This window comes from Bacteroides sp. MSB163 (assembly GCF_036416795.1).
Classification (GTDB): domain Bacteria; phylum Bacteroidota; class Bacteroidia; order Bacteroidales; family Bacteroidaceae; genus Bacteroides; species Bacteroides maternus.
The window spans coordinates 3,064,832-3,085,464 of record NZ_CP143867.1; the positions used below are offsets into that span (position 1 = coordinate 3,064,832).

Here is a 20,633-nt window from a genome sequence, read left to right on the forward strand (position 1 = left end):
TAGAGAAATATGAAATTAAAATATTTATTTTTCGCCGCTTTGGCTTCGTTGGGTTTCACAGCTTGCAGTGACTTCTTGGATGTTGACTCTGTATCGAAGTATGATAGTGAAGGGGTTTTCGGCGAAAAGACAGAGATTAACCGCGCCCTTAACGGGGTATATGCAAAGCTGATGAGTGGTGATTTTTACGGTGACGCTTATTTCACTAAGTTTGTTTTTAACAGCGATGTGGAGTTTACGACGAATACCAGTGATGTGGCTACAAACAACAGTTTTCGTCGTTTCGATGGAAACAGTACTGCCAGTGACGTAGAGAAGTTTTGGAATGCTGCCTATTCAGGTGTTGAGTATGCTAATAATTTTGTATATTATTTAGAGAGAAGTCCGCTATATAGCACAGAAGATGCAGAAATCATGCAGATGATGGGTGAAGCTAAAGTGATACGTGCCATGTTCTTTCATGATTTGGTGACTTATTTTGGTGATATTCCTTTCACATTTGAACCCGCTTCTGTGGTAGAGAATTATGTAATGCCTATTGTCAGCCGTGATGAAGTTTACAAGACTTTGATTGAGGACTTGAAGAGTATTGCTCCCTACATGAAGTTTGCTGCTAATTTGTCGAATGGTGTAGAACGTGCCTCTAAGGAGTTTTGTTGGTCTATGATTGCACGTATGGCAATGCATGCGGGTGGTTACTCTTTGCGTCCGGATACTGATAATCCAGCTAATTTCGGTAAAATGGAACGTCCTGCCAACTACAAAGATCTTTATAAAACGGCTTTAGCATACTGTGACTCAGTAATTTCTTCAGCTACCCACACATTGTCTTTGCCTTATTATCGGGTGTTTGTAAATGAATGTAACTATGTGGTGAACAGTAATGATGATCCTATCTTTGAAATTCCTTTTGCAAAAGAGACTTCCGGTAATGTTGGTTATGTACATGGACCGAAAAGCGAACTCTATGAAGGTTCTACGAGTGGCGATAATATTTGGGGTGAAGCTAAGAGTAGCGCTGCATTGAGTGCATTCTATCGCTTTATGTTTGATCCAGAAGATGCTCGTCGCGATTATCTCAATGGCTTGTGGGGATACCTTTATAATGGCGAACCTACAATCAGTGTTTCTTATACGGTGTACAATAACAAGTGGTCCAAACTGTGGTCAACAAGTGGTAATCCGGAAAGTGCAGGTAATACAGGTATTAATTTTCCCTATATGCGCTATACAGATGTATTGTTGATGTATGCTGAGGCAGCCAACGAACTGAATGATGGCCCTACAGATGCAGCTAAGGCCGCTCTTCGTCAGGTACGCCAACGTGCATTCACTAACCCGGAAAAGATTGATTCGTATATCGAAAGTATGAGTGGGTCAAAGGAGGATTTTCTGAAGGCTGTGCTTGACGAACGTAAGTTTGAGTTTGCTGGTGAAAACATGCGTTGGAAAGATTTGGTTCGTAATAACCTTTTGGCAGAAAATACTTATTATAACTTCTTACGCTATTTGGTTTGCGGTGAAAACGGTGCGGGACAATCTGCTTACCAAGAGATGGTGGAAGAGTATGACGGAATGCCTGAATATTTAGACAAATTGCCATCAACCGTATATTATATGATTGGTGCAAATCCTCAAACTCCGAGTGTATTTCCCAATACATCATTGCGTATTATTGATATTTACAATCCATATGATGATGTAGTTGTGAGTACAGTTCCTGATGAATATAGAGCATTGACAGTTCAGTATCCTTACGCCTGGGCTTCTGATGCAGGTGTAGTGAATGCACAATGTTTGTACTCATTTTATGGATACATTTATTGCGATCAGATATCAGGTTTGGTTTATCTGAATACTAATGGCAAATATAGTACTCATGCCCCGAGTGCAAATGCCAGTTTGCCGCCGGTTCGATATATTTTACCTTATCCGAATGCGGCTATTCAACGTTCTGCCGGTGCCTATAAGAACTATTACGGTTATACAAAGTAGTAATCAATAAATAAGAAACAACAATATGAAAAAGAAATTCTTATATATCATGATGGCTCTCTGCTCATTCTCGTTTGTGGCTTGTAGTGATGATGACTATATTCCCGGGAAGAGCGAACTGGATGCTGATAGAGAACTTATGACCATGTTTCGTGTAGACGATAATTCAAATAAGGGTGATACCGACCCCTATCGTTGTCAGGTGGTGAATATTAACGATGTGCAGCTTCGTTGGTATGGTGTGGATGGCTGTGCCGGATATGAGTTGAAATGGGGATTACAAGGTAACGTGTCTTCCGGTTTGGCCGAGGATTGGGAAAATCCCAAAAATATTGAAGGCTCAGTAATTCTTGGGCCTGATGAATTGGAATATTTGGTAAAGGATCTCCAATATTCTACTCCCTATCACTTTGCCATTCGTACTCTTTCTAAAAAAGGTGAGGGGCACCACTCTAAGTGGTATGGCTATGGTAGCGGTCGTCAGTGGTCTGAGTATTGTAGTTTTACTACCGAACCTCGTTATGACACTCCGGAGGTTATTGTGGTTAACGATGTGACTGAAACAACTTTCCGGGTAAATATAGACCGACAGTTAGCAACTTCGGGTAGTGATGATCAACAGCAAAAATACTTGAATTACTTTGAAGTCGCAGATGGTAATTTTGTAATGCAGACTCTAACAGTGGAGCCTTCACCTACTAATCCTAATGCTGCTTGTCCCGACAAGTGGAAGAACTACAAATTGACTCAGGAAGATTTTGAGCGTGGTTATGTAGATATTGATGGTTTGGAGACTAACTGTGTATATTTGGTAAACGTGCAGAACGATAATGTGGCTGTACATTGGGATGCTATTTATAATACTTGTGTGATTCGTATGGATGGTGTAGCGGGTGAACCTATTTTAATCAAGCACTTTGCTGACCCGAATGATACCATTCGTGGTGCTTACGACTATAATGCGTCCCGCCTTGATACTATCATTGATAACTTTACTGCAGATGGTAGCTTGGCTGAGGGTCAGATTTTCTACTTGGAAGGTGGCAAAACTTACTATTTTGCTCAGAATGTATCTATCTGTAAAGGCTTTACTCTACAGACCGATCCCGAAACTGTTTCTAAGGGTAATGCTAAAGTGTTGATGGGTGGTACTTGGACTTATGACAATGGTGCTTGTGGTAATGCGATGAACTTCATGTTCGGGCGTAATCCGCAAACTGGTGAGTTGGGTGGTATCAATGTGAAGTCGGTAATATTCAAAGATCTCGACTTTGATTGTCCGAAAGCTGTTCACTATGGGCTTTACAATGGTAATACTACCGGTAACTACTTTATAAATATGTACTCTATGGGTATGGCTGTTTCATTCCAGTCGTTTGAAATTTATAATTGTACTTTCCAAGGACAGGTGCGTGGTTTCCTCCGTACGCAAGGCTCTAATCGTAAGACGTTTGAGAAAATTCAAATCGAAAATTGTATTTTCTATAATTCAGGATATTATGATAACAAAGGTGGTGGCTATTGTTGGTTCTTTGGTGATGGTGCATTAGCAAAATGTAATGTATTTAATGACTTTATTTTCCGCAACAATACTATTTATGATTCACCGCATGGTGCCTTTATTTCTAATAATAAGGATAACTTTGATTGGCCAGCCAACATTCGTTATAAGTTTACTATTGAGAACAATACGTTTATAAACTTTGAAACTCGTGGTGGTTCTAAGATCTTTGACATGCGTAATGTGCCAAGTGGCACGGAAATTATCTTCCAGAAGAATTTGTTCATTTTGGCTAAGGATGCATCTGATAATCGTACAATGAATTCACAGGCTATTGATCTTCGTACAGTAAATGGTGATGGTGTTATTATCTACGATTTCAAGGATAATTATTCTACTAATGCTTATCTGACCAAAGGTTCAATTTTTTCCAGTGGTTTTGATGCTTCGAAGAATAATGCTGGTTATAATTTCAATGCTAGTGGTACTGAGGAACTGGCTGTTCATTTGGGAGATGAGCAGGACCCTGAAGGAATTTCTCCTACAGAGTTAATGAAGAATCCGAATCCACCTCATCATGATCCGGATAAGTTGATGCATCGCGGCATTGATCTCAACAACCTGTATTATAACAATACCGATAAGGTACGCAATTCAGCTATCTATCGTTTGGGAATTGGTGATCCGCGTTGGAGACAATAATAATAACGTGTCGTTAATGAGGCCGTGAGGTTTTGTTAGACATTCTTTGCAGGAAGGGCGTTCCATTCGGAGGAACGCCCTTTATGTATATAGTAACTAATGAAGTTGGTATTCTCTTATTTATCTTTAGGAGTAAACTCTGAGGGACTTACTCCATATTTTTTCTTGAAACACTTACTAAAGTATTTTGGATCATTAAAGCCTGTCATATAGGCTATTGTAGAGACGTTATATTCTCCTGTTTCCATTAATTGCTTGGCACGTTTTATACGCATCTCGCGGACGAAATCAATAGGTGAAAGTCCGACAATACTTTTCAGTTTTTGGTAGAATACCGTACGGCCCATACCCAGTTCTTGGGCAAATTCATCAATCGTCAGTTTCGAATTATCCATTTGATTGTGCATTATTTCCATTACCCGCTTCATGAATACTTCGTCAAACGGAACAATTTGTGGCCTTTCCGGTTCTACTTCTACAAGGAGAGTAGGGACAGGGTTTTCTTTTTTCTGATCCGACCATTGTTCGAGATAAAGTTCCTGTAATTGTTTGCGCTGATGCAACAGTGATTTAATGCGTGTTTTCAGATAGGTAGAACTGAATGGTTTGGTGATATAATCGTCAATTCCTTGTTCCAATCCAGAAATACGGTCATCCAAAGAAGACTTGGCAGAAAGAAGTATAATAGGAATATGACAAACATCTCGGTGAGCTTTGATAGCTTTCACCATATCCAGACCATCCATAACAGGCATCATCACGTCACTGATGATAAAATCCGGTACATATTGCAGAGCCTGCTCCAGGCCTTCTTGCCCATTTGTCGCCTCAATGACTTTATAGGTTCCGGAAAGGATATCGTTCAGGAAGTTTCTCAATTCTGCATTATCTTCTACGACTAACACGGAGATAGGATACCTGTCCGTATTATTATCGGTGTCTTTTTCTTCCATCTTCTCCTGTAGAATAACATTTTTCTCTGATGTTTTGGAAATGATTTTATGCTTGTCTTGTTTCTGATTATGAGTGGACGGAGCATCACTCAGGATAAATTCCGTGTTTTCTTTTCCTTCATAAACCTTCTGGTCAAGTGGCAATGTCACAATAAACTCACTACCCGTTCCTGTTTCAGTATTCACTTGAATATTACCCTGATGTAATTCGATCAGTTCTTTTACTAAGGACAGGCCAATGCCGGAAGATGGTTGCAGAATATTGTTATTTACCAATGTTTCAAAACGCTGGAATAGTGTCTGTTGCTTCTTAGGGTCAATACCAATACCTTCATCGGCAACGGAAATAACGACTTTATCTTTTGTCGTATGGGCATACACTGTAATTGATTTATTGGCAGGTGTGTATTTGAATGCATTAGACAATAAATTAAAGATAATCTTTTCGACTTTATCCTGATCTATCCAGCAATGTATTGACTCTTTATCTGTTTGCAGACGGAAATTGATATTTTTTTCTTTGGCAATGAGGTGGAAATTATCCATCACTTTTTGCAATAGTTCTACAATATCAGTTTTCTCCAGCAATAGCTTCATCTTTTTGTTTTCTATTTTACGGAAATCGAGTATCTGATTGACCAGTCGCAACATGCGCTCTGTATTATTGTGGACTACTGTCAGAAGTTTGCGAGCACTGGGTGTGAGAGGCTCATGCTCAAGAACTTCACCTACAGGGCTGGTAATCAGAGTCAACGGTGTGCGTAATTCATGAGAAATATCCGTGAAGAACCGTAACTTTATATTTGACAGTTGTTGTTCCATATAAATCTGATGACGTAGTTTATAGATATATAATATGATATATACAATAGTAGCTGTAAATAAGATGAATAAGATAATATAGAGTAATACAGCCCAGTATGTTTCCCAGAATGTGGGAATTACAGTGACAGAAAGCTTTCGCACATTATCTGTCCATACACCGTCACTATTGGTTGAGCGTATTTGTAATTCGTAATTTCCCGGAGGAAGATTAATATAACTGGCCGTGCGGCTATTCTCCACTTCATTCCATTTTTCTTCCAGCCCTTTTAACCGGTAAGCGTAGTTGATGGAAGTCGGATTGACATAGTCTAATGCTGCAAACTGGAAAGATACGTTTCGCTCGTCAGGTTCTAATTTTAATTCCTCCAGATCATCAAGATCCAGTTGTTGCTGAACTCCCTGTATTTTTAAACTAGTGAATACAATAGGGGGAGTATAGGAACTTTTACTGAAGGCAGCTGGATTTATCTTTAAAATCCCTGCATCTGTACCTAATATTAACTGATTCTGTAATATAGCGGGGGAGGCTTCACTGAAATATATTTCTTTTTGCAGATGCTTTTCGTTGTAATGCTCGAAGGTTCCGTTTTCCGGATCAAATTTGGCCAGTGTATTTTCTGATATGACCCATAGATTTTTCTGTTGATCCTCAATCATGGATAGAACCAGGTCCGACACTAAACCATTTCGTTTGGTGTAGGTCTTGAATTGGATCTGATCGGTTAACAAATTATCTGAAATAATCTGATTGATGCCGCCGGTGAATGTAAGTGCATACGAATTTTTATGGCTGTCTGTATAAATATAAATCACATCGTTGCTGCTAAGACTGGATGCCAAATCCGGTATGCGTACATTGGTATAGAACTTAATGTCTTCCGGACGTTCAAAATTGCAGGAGAAGGTAATCAACCCTTCGGTTGTACCGACTAAGAGGGTATTATTCACTTCTTTGATAACACGCGCTTTGCTAAATTTGTCTTTTGAATAGCCTTTCAGTAGATTACCGTTATGCAGGAAGCGGACTTTTCCATCTGCCGTTTCCTGAAGTAAGTTAATGCCTCCGCCATGAGTGGCTATCCACATTCGTTTTTTTGAATCTTGGTATATGCAATAAACACTATTATTGCTTAAACTATAGGGGTCTTCTTCATTATGTACATAGTTTCTTATCTGGAAGCTTCCATCTCTTTCAGGGCTTAACCGGATGATTCCGTCCCATTTACTACCCATCCATATGTTTCCCTGTTCGTCTTCTGTGAAACAATAAATGTTTCTGGAGAACGAAATGGCTTTTGAGCTGATAGTTCCTTCCGGTGTCAGGTAGCCTTTAAGAGTTTTGTCCGGATTGAAAATCCGGATGACTCCTTTTTTGTTTGCAACCCAGAGATTTTGTTGCTTATCAACCATGATTGCGCGGGTTTCATGTCCGGAATCAAAAGTGGTCAGTTGGCTGGCATTAGGAAAAAATGAAATTTTGTCCATCCAGAAATTATTGGCATACCAGAAGTTTTTTTGATTATCCACATAGAAATTTAGGATAACAGGTGTGAATTTAGATTCCGGTTTACTGTAATCGGTGTAATAGGGCTTTAGTTCTTTATCTTCCCGGTCATAATAGCTTAGACAACCTAGGTGAGGTACAACCCATAAAGTTCCCTGGTTATCTTCGAATATAACGTCACGGCTTTTAAGTTCAGCCTTGGGCATATTTTGTGTAGGGGTTTCATAGTGCTGCTGCTCGTTAGTCAACGGATTATACCGTACAATTCCACGCTGTTCTTTTGAGAATATCCATAATTCATTATGGCTGTCCTCAAATATTCTCATGACGTTAAAATGCATTTCTACATTCCTAAATTGTTTGTTTTTGGCAAAGAAAAGCATGATGCCATTGTTGGTACCTATTCCGATAGTATCTTTTCCCAAACTTAGTATACAGTTTAGTCGCGAATAGTCCAGAGGTATTTCTTCATATTGAACTTGTCCGTTTTGTTGATTATAGATTGCTAAACGTTTGCTTGATATCAGATACATTTTCTCATTGTTTTCACAGAAACTAGTGAAATGGGTTTTATCAGATATTGTTTTTTGCCCAACTATACAAACGCTTTTATCTGTAAAAATCCATTCATCGCCGTCAGCATCTTGTTCGATTCTGGAAATCTTTCTACCGGGTAGGTTGCCGATTTCTGGAGTATAAGGTGTTATGGCGTCCTCATCCTCATTTCCTAATTTCCGTTCGTCTACCCGAAAAGCTCCGTGATCGCATACGATCCAACTGACTCCTTTAGATAGGGCATAGATCTTGCGTACTATATAAGTTTCCCCGCTTTTTTGCTCAAAAGGTTGGAGAATATCGACGAATTTTTCCTGATGACTGTCGAATAAATAAACCCGGGCATCATAAGTCTGGCACCAGATGTTATTTTGTTGATCAGGCACAATTCTTAATATACGGTTACTTGTTAGTGTGCATCCATCTCCGGGATATGCTTTATAATTCTTGAAAGTATAACCGTCATATCTGTTCAAACCATTCCAGGTGGAGAACCAGATGAATCCCTTGGAATCTTGTACAATGTCTGAAACGGTTCTTTGCACTAACCCGTTATATATAGAGAAGTGTTGGATTTGACAAATTGGTTGTGCAAGAAGCATGGTTGGAATTAACAGTACCATGTAGATCAATAAACGTAAAATCTGTTGTGCTATATTTTTCATTTGGTATTATTTTATAAAACACACAAAGATATAAAAAAATGGCGAATTTCTTAATCTTCTTTAAAATAGATGTTGTGAATGTCTTTTTTACTAAATGAAATAATATATTTGTGATATCAAAATGATATCAACTTAATCTATCAGTTATGGAAACAAAAGAATTGAATTTCAAAGGGTTTAAGATGAATGGCTTTTTAGGATTGTTTGTTCATCTCATTGTGCTGCCTGCACTAATTTTCTTTGGCTTTATTACGTGTGTGCCAACGGCAATTGTGGCTGGTATTCTCTGTATTGTCTGGCTGATAATGTTTGCCGGTTATATGCAACTGGAACCGAATGAGGCTCGGGCTATGGTGTTTTTTGGTAAGTACAAAGGTACATTCAAGGAAACTGGTTTCTTTTGGGTGAATCCATTTTTGGATAAGAAGAAACTTTCTCTTCGTGCGCGTAACCTGGATGTGGAACCTATCAAGGTAAATGATAAGATCGGTAATCCTATTCTGATAGGTTTGGTGTTGGTCTGGAAACTTAAAGATACCTACAAAGCTATGTTTGAGATTGATTCGCAGACAATGGCTTCATCTGCCCATACGGGGGGAAATGCCAACCAGATTAATATAGGTAATGCGGTTGCCAGCCGTATGAACGCTTTTGAGAATTTTGTGAAAATACAAAGTGATGCCGCTTTACGCCAAGTGGCTGGACAATATGCTTATGATGATAACGAAGCGGATACTGAAGAACTGACACTTCGCTCCGGTGGTGAAGAAATCAATGAACAGTTGGAACAGAAGTTGAACGAACGTCTTGCCATGGCAGGTATGGAAGTAGTGGAGGCACGCATCAACTATCTGGCTTATGCTCCTGAAATAGCTGCGGTAATGCTCCGCCGTCAACAGGCTTCGGCTATCATTACTGCCCGTGAAAAGATTGTTGAGGGAGCTGTTTCCATGGTAAAAATGGCTTTGCATAAACTTTCTGAAGAAGAGATTGTTGAACTGGACGAAGAAAAAAAGGCGGCTATGGTCAGCAATTTGCTGGTAGTACTTTGTGCCGATGAGGCAGCACAGCCGATTGTTAACGCAGGTACATTAAATCATTAATCAAGATAATATGAGCTTTTCTTTTTTATATAAGTGGGCATTAGTGCTTGGTTTATTGCTGGGACATGTAGTAGCGGTTTTTGCTCAGGATACAAATATGAACCGTGCGAAGCATGTGTACGAATTGTTTGTGGCGGATCAGGGGGACAGTATTCATGCTCTCTTGAATAAAAATCTGCAGGAAAAATTATCACCGGAAATTTTTAAGGACATGTTTAAGCAATCGGAAAAGCAGTTTGGAAAACTTCAAGCCAAAGGAGAGTGGAAGCAAGAGAGTGCTGAAGGCATAACACTTTATTATCGCGATCTGAAGTTTGAACGTTACAGTCTCCGTTTTTTGCTGTCTTTCGATGCTGACGGAAGCATGAATACCATTCGTCTGATGCCTGTGCCTGCTGCTTCTACAGCCAAGCCGGTAGCTTATAATAAAGAGAAAATGCAGGAACGAGATATAACGGTGGGAGCGGATGGCTTTAAATTGCCCGGAACGCTGACGTTGCCTGTAGGCAAGAAAAAGGCTCCTGTCGTAATCCTTGTGCATGGTTCCGGTCCGCAGGATCGTGATGAAACTGTCGGTCCCAATAAGCCTTTCCGTGATTTGGCTTGGGGATTGGCAGAACGTGGTATTGCAACGGTTCGTTATGATAAACGTACGAAGGTATATGGTGCAGCGTGTGTGCCGGAAGGTCGGAATATCGATTATGATACAGAAAGTGTAGATGATGCTGTGGCTATTATTGCTTGGGCGAAGGAATTACCGGAGGTTGATGCGGACAGTGTTTATGTACTGGGACATAGTTTAGGGGCCACACTTGCTCCTCGCATTGCAGAGCAGGCAGATGGGTTGACAGGAATTATTCTTGTTGCTGCTTTAGCCCGTCCATTTGAAGATGCGATTGTTGAACAAATGACTTATATATCTTCTCTGACTGACTCTTCCGCTAATGCCAAAAAGCAGATTACAGAAATAAAAAAACAAGCGGATAATATAAAGAAACTGGGTACGCCGGAATATGATGATAAGATTCCTTTGTTGTTGAATCTTCCTCGTTCTTACTGGGAATTTGCTAATGCCTATAAACCGGTAGAAGTGGCATCTAAACTGACTCTTCCCATACTTATATTGCAGGGCGAACGTGATTATCAGGTGACTATGCAGGATTTCGGTTTATGGCGCTTCGGGCTGATGCGTAATAAAAATGCTTTCTTTAAATCTTATCCTAAACTCAACCATGCATTACAGGAAGGCAGTGGTAAGGCTACTCCGTTTGAGTATAACCAGGCGTCGCCTGTAGTCGGATATGTTATGGACGATATTGCATCATTTATTCACAACGGAAACCTGTTATAATACAAATTCAATTGTAAATTGTTAAATAGTAAAGAGAATCGTGGCTAAAAAAGAAACTTCAACCAAAAGCTTTGTTCTGCGTGTAGATGCTGCAACTATGGATGCCATTGAAAAGTGGGCAGCCGATGAGTTTCGTAGCACTAACGGACAGCTTCAGTGGATTATAGCTGAGGCATTGCGGAAAAGCGGGCGGATGAAGAAAACAAAGAATACTCCTTCGCCTGAAGAACCTGAATCGTAGTTTAGTGATAAGTTGTTAGTGATAAGTGATTAGTAGTTTGAATTATAATTCATATATTGTTTATGTTAAATCTTGGTCCATATTCAACTAAAGAGTTTCCTAATATCCGGGTATATCCCACTATAATAGACCGTATATTGGAAGGTGTTGCCATATTGTTGGCAATTGCTGCTTGGGTGTGTGCAATCTGGGTGTATATCCATATAGAGGACAAGATTACAGCTAATTTCTCCTTTATGGCTGCGGGATTAGGCACTTTCTGTCTCTTTTTAGTTGGTATTTCTGCTTATCTTCCTATTCGTTGGATACGTTTTCCCGTACGTATCACAGAACGCAATGTCGCGGTACAATATTTTATGGCAGCCCGTATTGCTCGTATATTGAATGTGTTTCTTACTTTGCTTTTCCTAACTCTTGTTTTTAATAAAGTAGAGATGGGATATGGTATTCCGCAAGGTCTATGTAATATGATTACGAGCGCGGTCGTTGGTTTGATGATATTGGCGCTTATAGTCTATTATATATTGGCGTTTAAGTATAAATAGAGGTATTTACAAGCATTAATACCTAGTTATGACTATTGCCACCTTTCATTATACCTTGTTTTAGGGATTGTGACATCTTCGCAAATGCCTTACTTTTGCATTATCAGATTTAATGAATTAGTTAGTCATAATTACGTAACCACTTTTATTAAGGAAAAAAGGTTCCCGTCTTCCTCGATGTGATATCGTGAAAGAACGGGAATTTTTTCATTTAGTAACGTAGGATATCGTGCACTTGAGACTTGCAAAGCTTTTATTGAATCTCCTTTATAAAAATCAGTTGTCGATCTGCTGTCCTATAGTATTGTAAATCTTACCGCTTTTTATTATAACGATGCGACCGTTTCTGATCTGCTTGACAGGAACATCGGAGTCTTCAACGGAGACTTCTCGAATACCGGTGGGGTCTTTGGTCTCAACACAGTAGAGGGTAATTATGACACAACACTGTTTTACTTCGAAACTGAAGTCAAGGTTCTGCTGAGCCGGCTTATCCGAAAGGTCTATGGTGTGCTGCACGTAGGTTACTTCTCCGTTCATCTTGGCGGGAAACACATAGTCGGTCGGAGAATATTCCACGCCATTAAGCTTGCGGAGGTAGGCTTCCACGTCATAGTTGTCATAACCATAAAAAGCTACCTTGACTACTTTCAGGTCTTCGGGGATGCTGATATTGTACTCTACGCCTTGTGAGAACTTCAAAGTGTTGGACTGGCCATTGGCATATTGCTTTCCTTTGGCATTGGATATGGTAAATCCATTCTGGAAATGGTAGGTAAGGCCATCGGCGGAACTCGAGGTATAGGTGATACCCGACAACTCGTGCAAGGTGGCGTCTCCTGCCTCGTTGCCGGCGTCAATTTTTTGTTTCCATGCGGGATACTCATCCTTAATCACCCTTTGGCACCAGCTGCCGAGGTATTGATAGCTGCGGCGGTTGCTGGCAGTAAGCGAGGTAGCGATGGGACATCCCTTGCTGTCAACCACGGGATCAGTGTCATCATAGTTATAGAGGAAGCGGTAATAGAGGTGTGCCACCTCATCCGAATAAATGGCAAAGATGGGTTGGTAAGCTTTGTCTTCGCGATAGGATGTCCTTGCAATTTCCTCCTCCGTATAGGTGTAGGTCTTGCCTTGATAGGTATAACTGCGGCTCTTGCCACGCTCTCCCAGCATATTGAACAATTTGTTGTAGACCTGCTTTCCTGTTTTCCCACCCAATTGGATGAAACGTCCCCAAATGGCACTTCCGGGTTTGTCCACAATGCGGCGGTCTTGTTCTCCGGCAGCATTAACGTAGTCTTCAATGGCTTTACCCTCAATTTTATGTTCATCCAGCCAAGTCACAGCAGCCGTGATGGCTTCTTGTAATTTGGGGGAGGGGTTTTCAATAGTCATAAGGAACGATAGGAGGGTTGCCGACTCGCTGCCGCTAATCGAAGGGAGTTCGTGGGGACGGCCTACGGCGGGGAGTAGATCAGCCGGATCATGCTGAGCGCACCATGCAGCTTTTTTTCCGTTATCATCAACTTGGCAATTAAGAATCACTTCAATGCCTTTATCGAAGGAGGTTTGACAGTGTTCACGTTCGGCTTCGCCGACAATGTCGGCGAAGTCTCCCTTGTTAGCATGAATATTACGCAACAGTTCCATGATGTTGGTGATTAGGTCGTCGTTGAAGGTTATGTAGTCCCTATAACCTCCGTTGTTGTCAAGAGGCCAGTATTGCGACCATCCCCCGCAGCTTTTTTCGGCCTCGAATATCATGTTGAGGGCTTTATCAAAGGCTTCGCGATATTTCTCTACTTTACAGCCTTGCCATACTTTGGCGAGGAAGCACATCTCCATAGTGGTCGAACCGTTGTCTAGGCATGAGTGATCATGACGTGAATTCTTCAAGCCGGCTAGGTCTGAGGAGGAGAGTTTGTGATAATCATAATTCTTCATCCAACCGCCGTTTGTCTTTTGGACTTCAAGCAATACGTCGGCTATGGCTTGTGCCTGTGCAGAGCTGTACCATTCGGTTCCCATGGCTCCCGAGCAAACCTGCGACCATTTCAGCGTGGACACATCAGTTGCCGATGCGCTGAAAAATAGTCCCCAAAGGACTAATGTGTTGAGTATAAGTTTCTTCATGATGTAAGGAATTTGTTTTTCATTGGTAAGGATATTTATTGAATTTACATTGTTTATTTCTTGTCTTCTAAAATTTTGTTTCATAATACAATGAGCACTTAAGCAAAAAAAATAGTTTTTTGCTATAAGAATATATCACTTAGATGTTGCAAAAAAACGGAAAAATGTTTGATTAAAGGGGGAAAATTTAGCGAAATAGGTAGAAATATTTTCTTTCTGCTATTGAATTGACGATTTTATAAAACAGACAAGCCTATATAGAAGTTGTATAGTCAGTCGTAATATCAAAGTATCAATACCCTGTCGACAAGAAGTTAAGAGTTTGTCGACAAGGAGTTAACTTCTTGTTGACAGGAAGTTGACTCCTTGTAACATGTTGATAATCAATATCTATTTTTGTTGCTGGTTTTACACCGTTGTATTCCTACTTTCGTGTCTTATTCAGTGCTCCGATGATGTATTTCCCATTGCTATTTACTCCGGGTCTTTAATATGTACTTCTTCAATTTCTGCACTTTTTATAGATTATCCTTGATGTCTTGCAATTCCACCAGCTTATTCACAATAGCGTAAATGGTGAGACCTGCCGGAGAATGTATTTGCAGTTTACGGGCGATGTTCCGACGGTGGGTGATAACGGTATGGATAGAAAGGTAAAGTTGGTCGGCGATGGCTTTATTGGTCATGCCTTTCACAACGCAGGTTATTATTTCTTTTTCACGCTGGCTGAGCGTTTCCTGCTCGTTTTCTTTCTCTTCTTCTTCGTCGGTGCAAAGCAATTGGTTTATTTTAGTGGAGATTATTTCTGTATCATCGCAGATAGAGAGATGGTCGTCGTACTCTTTTAATGAATTATTGTCGATGACCGAGCATACAAGTGCCAGATATTTAGTTTCTACCTTCCCATTTTCTGTTTTGAACGTTGTAATGTCAAACCAACCGCCGAAGGTTGGATTGACAATGAGGATATCCGGTGTGTTCAAGTGGATGTAGCTCTGTAGAGATTCCGGAGAAGAGATTTCTATTGGATGTACATTCAGGTTGGGCAAACGCTTTAGTACTGTTGTAAGTCCACTCCGGATGATGACTGAAGTCTCTGCAACTGCTATTTTTATAGAAGAGGCATTATTGTTCATTTTTCAATCTCCTTTCCAATTGTGCCACAGCAGGAACAAACATGTAGTCTTCTACCTGGCAGTGTGAAGCAAGGTCATGTTCGCAGTTGAAGATATCGAAAAGAACGGCGTTGAGCTTGTTGTTATTTTCTTTTTCCGGATAATATTTAATGATGATATTTTTCAGCTCTGTCAATTTGGTTTCTATCTGATTGTGTTTACTGGCAAAGGTTGCTATGTCGTAATTCTCGGCAAGTTTGCCTTTCAGGAGTTTTTCTACATAGGTAAACACTGCCTCGTTTTCATACTCCATATGGCGGCGTACTTCTTTGGCATATTCATCGAAGAATTTTAAAATGAGATAGGCAATGTTGTCAGTGCCAGAGCAGTCGATGGACTCGATGAGTTTATGGCGAATGACCGGTAACTTGAAATCAAGAAAATAGGTGTGTGCCTGTTTCAGATAGTTCATGAGTGCAGGGATGGAAAAAGCGTCTTCATCCTCACTATAGGTATAGGCATATTGTTCTTCACTGATGAAATTGGCTACTGCGAGAAAGGTGCGGTAGTCTACGCCTTGTGCTTCACAAACGTCCTTTACACTCTTGTCTCCGAATCCTAAGGAAAGGCCGAAACGGCTCATAACCATTAATAAGGAGTAGTTATCACAGATAAGGTCGCTCATTTTGTCTGTGGCGCAATACTTATGCGGTTCATTCATTGCAGATTATCCTTTCTTTCTTTATTTATTCGTGTGCAAAGTAACGGATTTCCCTCGGGAATTGCAATCGCTATATGTAGGTATTTTGTGTTTAGTCTTATTTAACGAGAAAAATTAGTTTGTAAACTAAATATTTTAGTTCTTTGCGAAAAACAAATGAAGAGTTATGAAAGGATTGACTGCGAAAGAAGAGGAAATCATGGGATTTTTCTGGGAGAAAGGTCCGTTGTTTGTGAAGGAGATGCTGGCTTTCTATGAAGAACCGAAGCCGCATTTCAATACGCTGTCCACGATTGTGAGGGGATTGGAAGATAAAGGTTTCCTGGCACATAAGACTTACGGTAATACGTACCAGTATTATGCTGTGGTGAATAAGGAAGACTTCAGTAAGGGAACGCTGAAGAAAGTGATTAGTAAGTACTTCAATAATTCATATCTCAGCGCAGTATCATCGTTGGTAAAAGAAGAAGATATTTCGTTGGAGGACCTGAAGCAGTTGATTGCAGAAGTGGAGAGAGGAACGAAATAGAAACTTTAAAATGCCAAGAATTATGAAAAGCATAGCTATAACTTGTTTTGTATTGATAGCTGTTTGCGTAGGTTTGCAGGCGGAAAAGGTTGTGAAAGCTCCTTATTTCATGGCAACGAATACGCGTAGCCTTGAAATAGAGAAGGTGACATTAGGAAAAGATACTACTTGGCTTGAAGTGAAGATTTATAATAGGCCAGGCGAAGGGGTGAGGATAGACTCGACTGCCGTATTATGTGTGGCAGATAAAAAGTACGCTCTTTATAATAGTGAGGGCTTTTCGCAGAAGGAAGAGTGGACGCGTCTTCCTGCTTCTGGTGAAATGGCGGCAACGTTGAAATTTGCTCCACTTCCACAAGAGACGGAAAGCTTTGATTTTATTGAAATGCCGGGCAGCGATGAAGGTTGGAATGTCTATGGTGTACGTTTAGACGGTAAGAAACCTCAGGTAGATGTGCCCGAAGAAGTGTTACACCAACAGTTGGATTATACTCTACCCTTACCGATACCTGAACTGAAGGCCGATAAAGCTATTGTAAAAGGTAGATTACTGGGGTATAAACCGGAATACGGTGTGAAACTGTTGTTCTACAATTCGGCGTGGTTCTTTTTTGATTTTTTTGGTAAACAAATAGAAGTAGCGGAAGATGGAACTTTCAATTATGAAACCGATGTATTGTTACCTTGTGGTTGTACTCTATGGATCGCTGGATGTCAGTTTTATTTGTTTATTGTGCCAGGTGGTGAATTGGATATAACGATGAATCTTCCCGCTATCTTTTGGTCGCGAAGCCATTTGTTTGGAGAAAAACAGAGGACGGATGAAGAGACCCAGGTTTGGTATCAGGGCGATTATGCTGGGCTGAATACAGAATTGTTACGTATTGGAGGAATGATGAGAGTTGGTAGTAACGATAATTTCAGTGCAGATATCTGTGGGATGACACCATTGGCATTTAAGAAGTATATTTTTAAGCAGTATAAGACTCTCAGGAAACAATTGGAGGGAGAAAAGAATTTGAGTCAGGCAAGTCGTACTTATGCTGGGGTAAATCTGGATATGAGTCTTTTTAGTTGTATCTATAATTATAAAAGTAACCTTAGTTATGCTCCGATGATTTCAGGTAAAAAAGGGGTGAAGCGAGCGGATATGACTGTAGACAGTACTTCCTACTTCAAAGAGATTCTGGAACTGGATGTTTTGCATTCACCTGAGCTGAAATATTACAATTATTATCCGGACTTTGTAAGAACAGCAACGAGTAGTCTTCGGGACAGATTTGTACAAGATCCTCTTTGGGTAGATATAATGCTGGGCATGCGTGCTGCCTCTAACTTAAGCCGGCAGTTACCGCTAAGTCCTAAAGAACGTTTAACATTGGACAGTATCCATACACCTGCAATCCGGCAATTGTTTTTGAAGAAGAATGCGGATATTGAAGCTCGGTTAGAGGCTGTTAAGAATAAGACCGGCTATACAGTTTGCCTGCTGGATACGGCAGTTACTGCAGATAGTCTATTGGCAGTTGTCACCCGTCCTTATCGTGGTAAGGTGGTTCTGATAGATATGTGGAATACTTGGTGTGGCCCTTGTATGCGGGCTATGAATAGCCTGAAGCCGGTGAAAGAAGAATTGAAAGATGTAGTGTATATCTATATAGCAGATGAAAGTTCACCTGAAGGGAAGTGGAAAATCACCATACCTGATATTCATGGAATACACTATCGGATCACGAATGAGCAGAGTTCTGCATTAGGTAAACTATATGAGTATCCGGGAATACCTACTTATTTTGTGATAGACCGGGAAGGGAAGCTCTCATATAAAGTTACCGGATTTCCCGGTGCGGAGGTGATGAAAGAAGAACTACTGAAGGCTGGGGAATAGTAGCTGTAAATTATTAAATAGTACGTTAATATGGGAATTTTCTTTGTCTATATACTGAAGTCTTCGGTTTGTTTGGCGGTATTTTACCTGTTTTACCGCTTGTTACTGAGCCGTGAGACGTTTCACCGTTTCAACCGGGTAGCGTTGTTGAGCATATTGTTGCTATCTTGTCTTTTGCCATTGGTGGAAGTTACTGTGGAGAAGCAGACAGAGGTTCATCAAACTATGATGACACTGGAACAGTGGCTGATGCTGGCGGATATGATGAATACTACAAATGTGGCGGAATTGCAGATAGAGGAAGTGACGGTAACTTGGATACAGGTTGCATTATTGGTGTATTTGGCTGGTATTTTACTTTTTGCTTTTCGTAATGGGTATTCGCTGCTGAAGTTGGGCAATTTGTTAAGATCAGGCAGAAAAGAAGACTTGAGTAAATATACAGATGGTAGAGAGAAAGTAACTTTGATAGTGCACGACCGCGATATAGCTCCGTTCAGTTGGATGAAATACATCGTTATTTCACAGAAAGACTTGGATGAGAATGGGCGGGAAATACTTATTCATGAGTTGGCTCATATACAGAATCGGCATTCGTGGGATTTGCTGGTAGCAGATATCTGTATCTTTTTCCAGTGGTTTAATCCGGCTTCGTGGCTGCTGAAACAGGAATTGCAGAATATCCATGAATATGAGGCAGATGAGACGGTGATTGAAAAAGGCGTTGACGCGAAACAATATCAATTATTATTAATTAAAAAAGCTGTCGGCACAAGGCTCTACTCTATGGCCAACAGCTTTAATCACAGTAAACTTAAAAAACGTATCACTATGATGTTAAAAGAAAAATCGAATCCGTGGGCAAGGTTGAAGTATTTATATATACTTCCGGTAGCAGCTATTGCAGTAACTGCTTTTGCCCGTCCTGAAATCTCGGAAACCGCAGAAGAGATTTCAAGAATGTCGGATGCACTCGGAATGGAACAAGCAAGCTTGCTCTTCTCTCGTTTGCATGACATTTCTGCCGCCAAAGTTAATGATTTGATAGCAATTGTGGAAGCAAAAGCCGCAAAAACTATCGGGGAAACTGTGCAGGTGAGCACAGTATTGAAAGATACAGCGAAACCTGTAGAGGTGAAGTATATACCTGTAGAGGTGAGTGACAAACTGAAAGGTTCTCCGGTCTTTGAGGTGGTTGAACAGATGCCGGAATTCCCTGGTGGCGGAATGCCTGCTGCTTTGGAGTATATTCAGAAGAATATGCAATATCCTGAATCAGCAAAGAAAAATGGTACGCAAGGTCGTGTTACGGTGCAGTTCGTTATTGATAAAGGAGGAAATGTGACGGAACCTAAAGTTATTCGTCCGGTAGATAAAGAACTGGATGCTGAGGCTGTCCGATTGGTGAAGTCGATGCCGAAGTGGAAACCGGGAATGCAAAAGGGACAGGCGGTAGCAGTGAAATATACAATACCGGTGTTGTTTAGACTGGAAGGGGGGAAGAAAGTGAACTCTCCGATAGTGGCGAACTCAATGTCAACTGATTTCTCTGTTCAGGGTGTAAATGCCCCTCTGTATATTGTAGATGGCAAAGAAGTTACCTCCTCGATAATGTCCGCTCTGGATGTTAATAAAATAGAGAGTATGACTGTTCTAAAAGATAAATCAGCTACTGAATTGTATGGCGATAAAGGAAAGAATGGCGTTATCCTGATTACCTTGAAGGGGAGTGACAAAAAGCCTGTTACTCTATCAAACAAGAGTTCAGTAGTCAGTGTGCCCGGGGTGAATGCGGTTTATCTGAATAATAGAAGGGCGGATTGGGCAGATGTGGATGTATTTGTTGACGGCGAAAAAATCGAATTGAATGGTAAAGCATTGGATGAAGTTGTATTCCCTAGCGAGATAGAGAGTATCAATGTTACGAAAACTGCAGAAGATGCAAGTAAAGGGACGATTTATATCACTACCAAGAAAAACAAAGAAAAATACACTATGGTTACTAGTGAAGGCAAGGAGAATGTTTATTTTACCGTTAAAGGTGGTGAAAAAGCTTCTGTCAAAGGTGAAATGAAGGTTGAAGGCATTGTCCAGGATAAGGATGGAGAGCCTATTATTGGTGCCATCGTTCTGCTTGAAGGAACAAACATGGGAACGGTTACCGATGTGGATGGGCGTTTTGTCATACCTGCTGCAAAGGGGGACAAGTTAGTAGTTTCTTATGTGAATATGAAGGCTACTAAGGTGAAAGTTGCACCGAAGGTAACGGTTACTTTAAAAGACGAATAATCAGTATATTTTAGT

The 20,633-nt window shown here is 40.6% G+C and carries 13 protein-coding genes; 9 read left to right on the plus strand and 4 right to left on the minus strand.

The features are described from left to right. The first annotated feature begins 9 nt into the window (after positions 1-9). Positions 10-1,995, plus strand: coding sequence for a RagB/SusD family nutrient uptake outer membrane protein (locus VYM24_RS11165; protein ID WP_299092883.1), 1,986 nt, complete (start codon positions 10-12; stop codon positions 1,993-1,995). 25 nt (positions 1,996-2,020) lie between these two features. Then, entirely contained in the window at positions 2,021-4,198 is a 2,178-nt protein-coding gene (locus VYM24_RS11170; RefSeq protein ID WP_330942147.1) for a hypothetical protein, read from the plus strand. A 116-nt stretch (positions 4,199-4,314) separates the two neighbouring features. On the opposite strand, the gene VYM24_RS11175 is transcribed toward VYM24_RS11170, so the two are convergent. Further along, entirely contained in the window at positions 4,315-8,637 is a 4,323-nt protein-coding gene (locus tag VYM24_RS11175) for a two-component regulator propeller domain-containing protein (protein ID WP_425286660.1), read from the minus strand. A 209-nt stretch (positions 8,638-8,846) separates the two neighbouring features. On the opposite strand from VYM24_RS11175, the gene VYM24_RS11180 reads away from it, so the two are divergent. From VYM24_RS11180 to VYM24_RS11195, 4 genes are all read left to right on the plus strand, one after another. Continuing rightward, on the plus strand, positions 8,847-9,803 hold the full coding sequence (locus tag VYM24_RS11180) for an SPFH domain-containing protein (protein WP_217714152.1): 957 nt from the start codon (positions 8,847-8,849) through the stop codon (positions 9,801-9,803). A gap of 10 nt (positions 9,804-9,813) precedes the next feature. Then, complete coding sequence (locus VYM24_RS11185) at positions 9,814-11,154, plus strand: alpha/beta hydrolase (protein ID WP_330942148.1); 1,341 nt, start codon at positions 9,814-9,816, stop codon at positions 11,152-11,154. A 40-nt stretch (positions 11,155-11,194) separates the two neighbouring features. Next, entirely contained in the window at positions 11,195-11,395 is a 201-nt protein-coding gene (locus tag VYM24_RS11190) for a type II toxin-antitoxin system antitoxin (RefSeq protein WP_291551876.1), read from the plus strand. A 62-nt stretch (positions 11,396-11,457) separates the two neighbouring features. Next, positions 11,458-11,940, plus strand: coding sequence for a hypothetical protein (locus VYM24_RS11195; protein WP_299092879.1), 483 nt, complete (start codon positions 11,458-11,460; stop codon positions 11,938-11,940). Between the two features lie 276 nt (positions 11,941-12,216). Here the strand turns inward: VYM24_RS11195 and pelA are convergent, their stop codons facing one another. The 3 genes from pelA to VYM24_RS11210 all read right to left on the minus strand — a co-directional run bounded on the left by pelA (position 12,217) and on the right by VYM24_RS11210 (position 15,912). Then, positions 12,217-14,076: a pectate lyase gene (gene pelA / locus VYM24_RS11200; protein ID WP_330942149.1), complete on the minus strand. Its 1,860-nt coding sequence runs from the start codon at positions 14,074-14,076 to the stop codon at positions 12,217-12,219. Between the two features lie 518 nt (positions 14,077-14,594). Further along, positions 14,595-15,212 carry a response regulator transcription factor gene (locus tag VYM24_RS11205; RefSeq protein WP_291551867.1) on the minus strand — a complete coding sequence of 206 codons (618 nt, stop codon included), beginning with the start codon at positions 15,210-15,212 and terminating at the stop codon, positions 14,595-14,597. Next, positions 15,202-15,912 carry a hemerythrin domain-containing protein gene (locus VYM24_RS11210; RefSeq protein WP_330942150.1) on the minus strand — a complete coding sequence of 237 codons (711 nt, stop codon included), beginning with the start codon at positions 15,910-15,912 and terminating at the stop codon, positions 15,202-15,204. The genes VYM24_RS11205 and VYM24_RS11210 overlap by 11 nt, the downstream gene beginning before the upstream one ends. A 166-nt stretch (positions 15,913-16,078) precedes the next feature. Between VYM24_RS11210 and VYM24_RS11215 the strand changes: the two genes are divergently transcribed. From VYM24_RS11215 to VYM24_RS11225, 3 genes are read left to right on the plus strand one after another with little or no spacing between them, the layout of a single operon-like run. Then, positions 16,079-16,441, plus strand: a complete 363-nt coding sequence (locus VYM24_RS11215) for a BlaI/MecI/CopY family transcriptional regulator (RefSeq protein ID WP_007212543.1) — start codon at positions 16,079-16,081, stop codon at positions 16,439-16,441. A gap of 22 nt (positions 16,442-16,463) precedes the next feature. Beyond that, positions 16,464-18,329, plus strand: a complete 1,866-nt coding sequence (locus tag VYM24_RS11220) for a TlpA family protein disulfide reductase (RefSeq protein WP_330942151.1) — start codon at positions 16,464-16,466, stop codon at positions 18,327-18,329. A 30-nt stretch (positions 18,330-18,359) separates the two neighbouring features. Next, positions 18,360-20,618, plus strand: coding sequence for a TonB family protein (locus VYM24_RS11225; protein WP_330942152.1), 2,259 nt, complete (start codon positions 18,360-18,362; stop codon positions 20,616-20,618). The last annotated feature ends 15 nt before the right edge of the window (positions 20,619-20,633 follow it).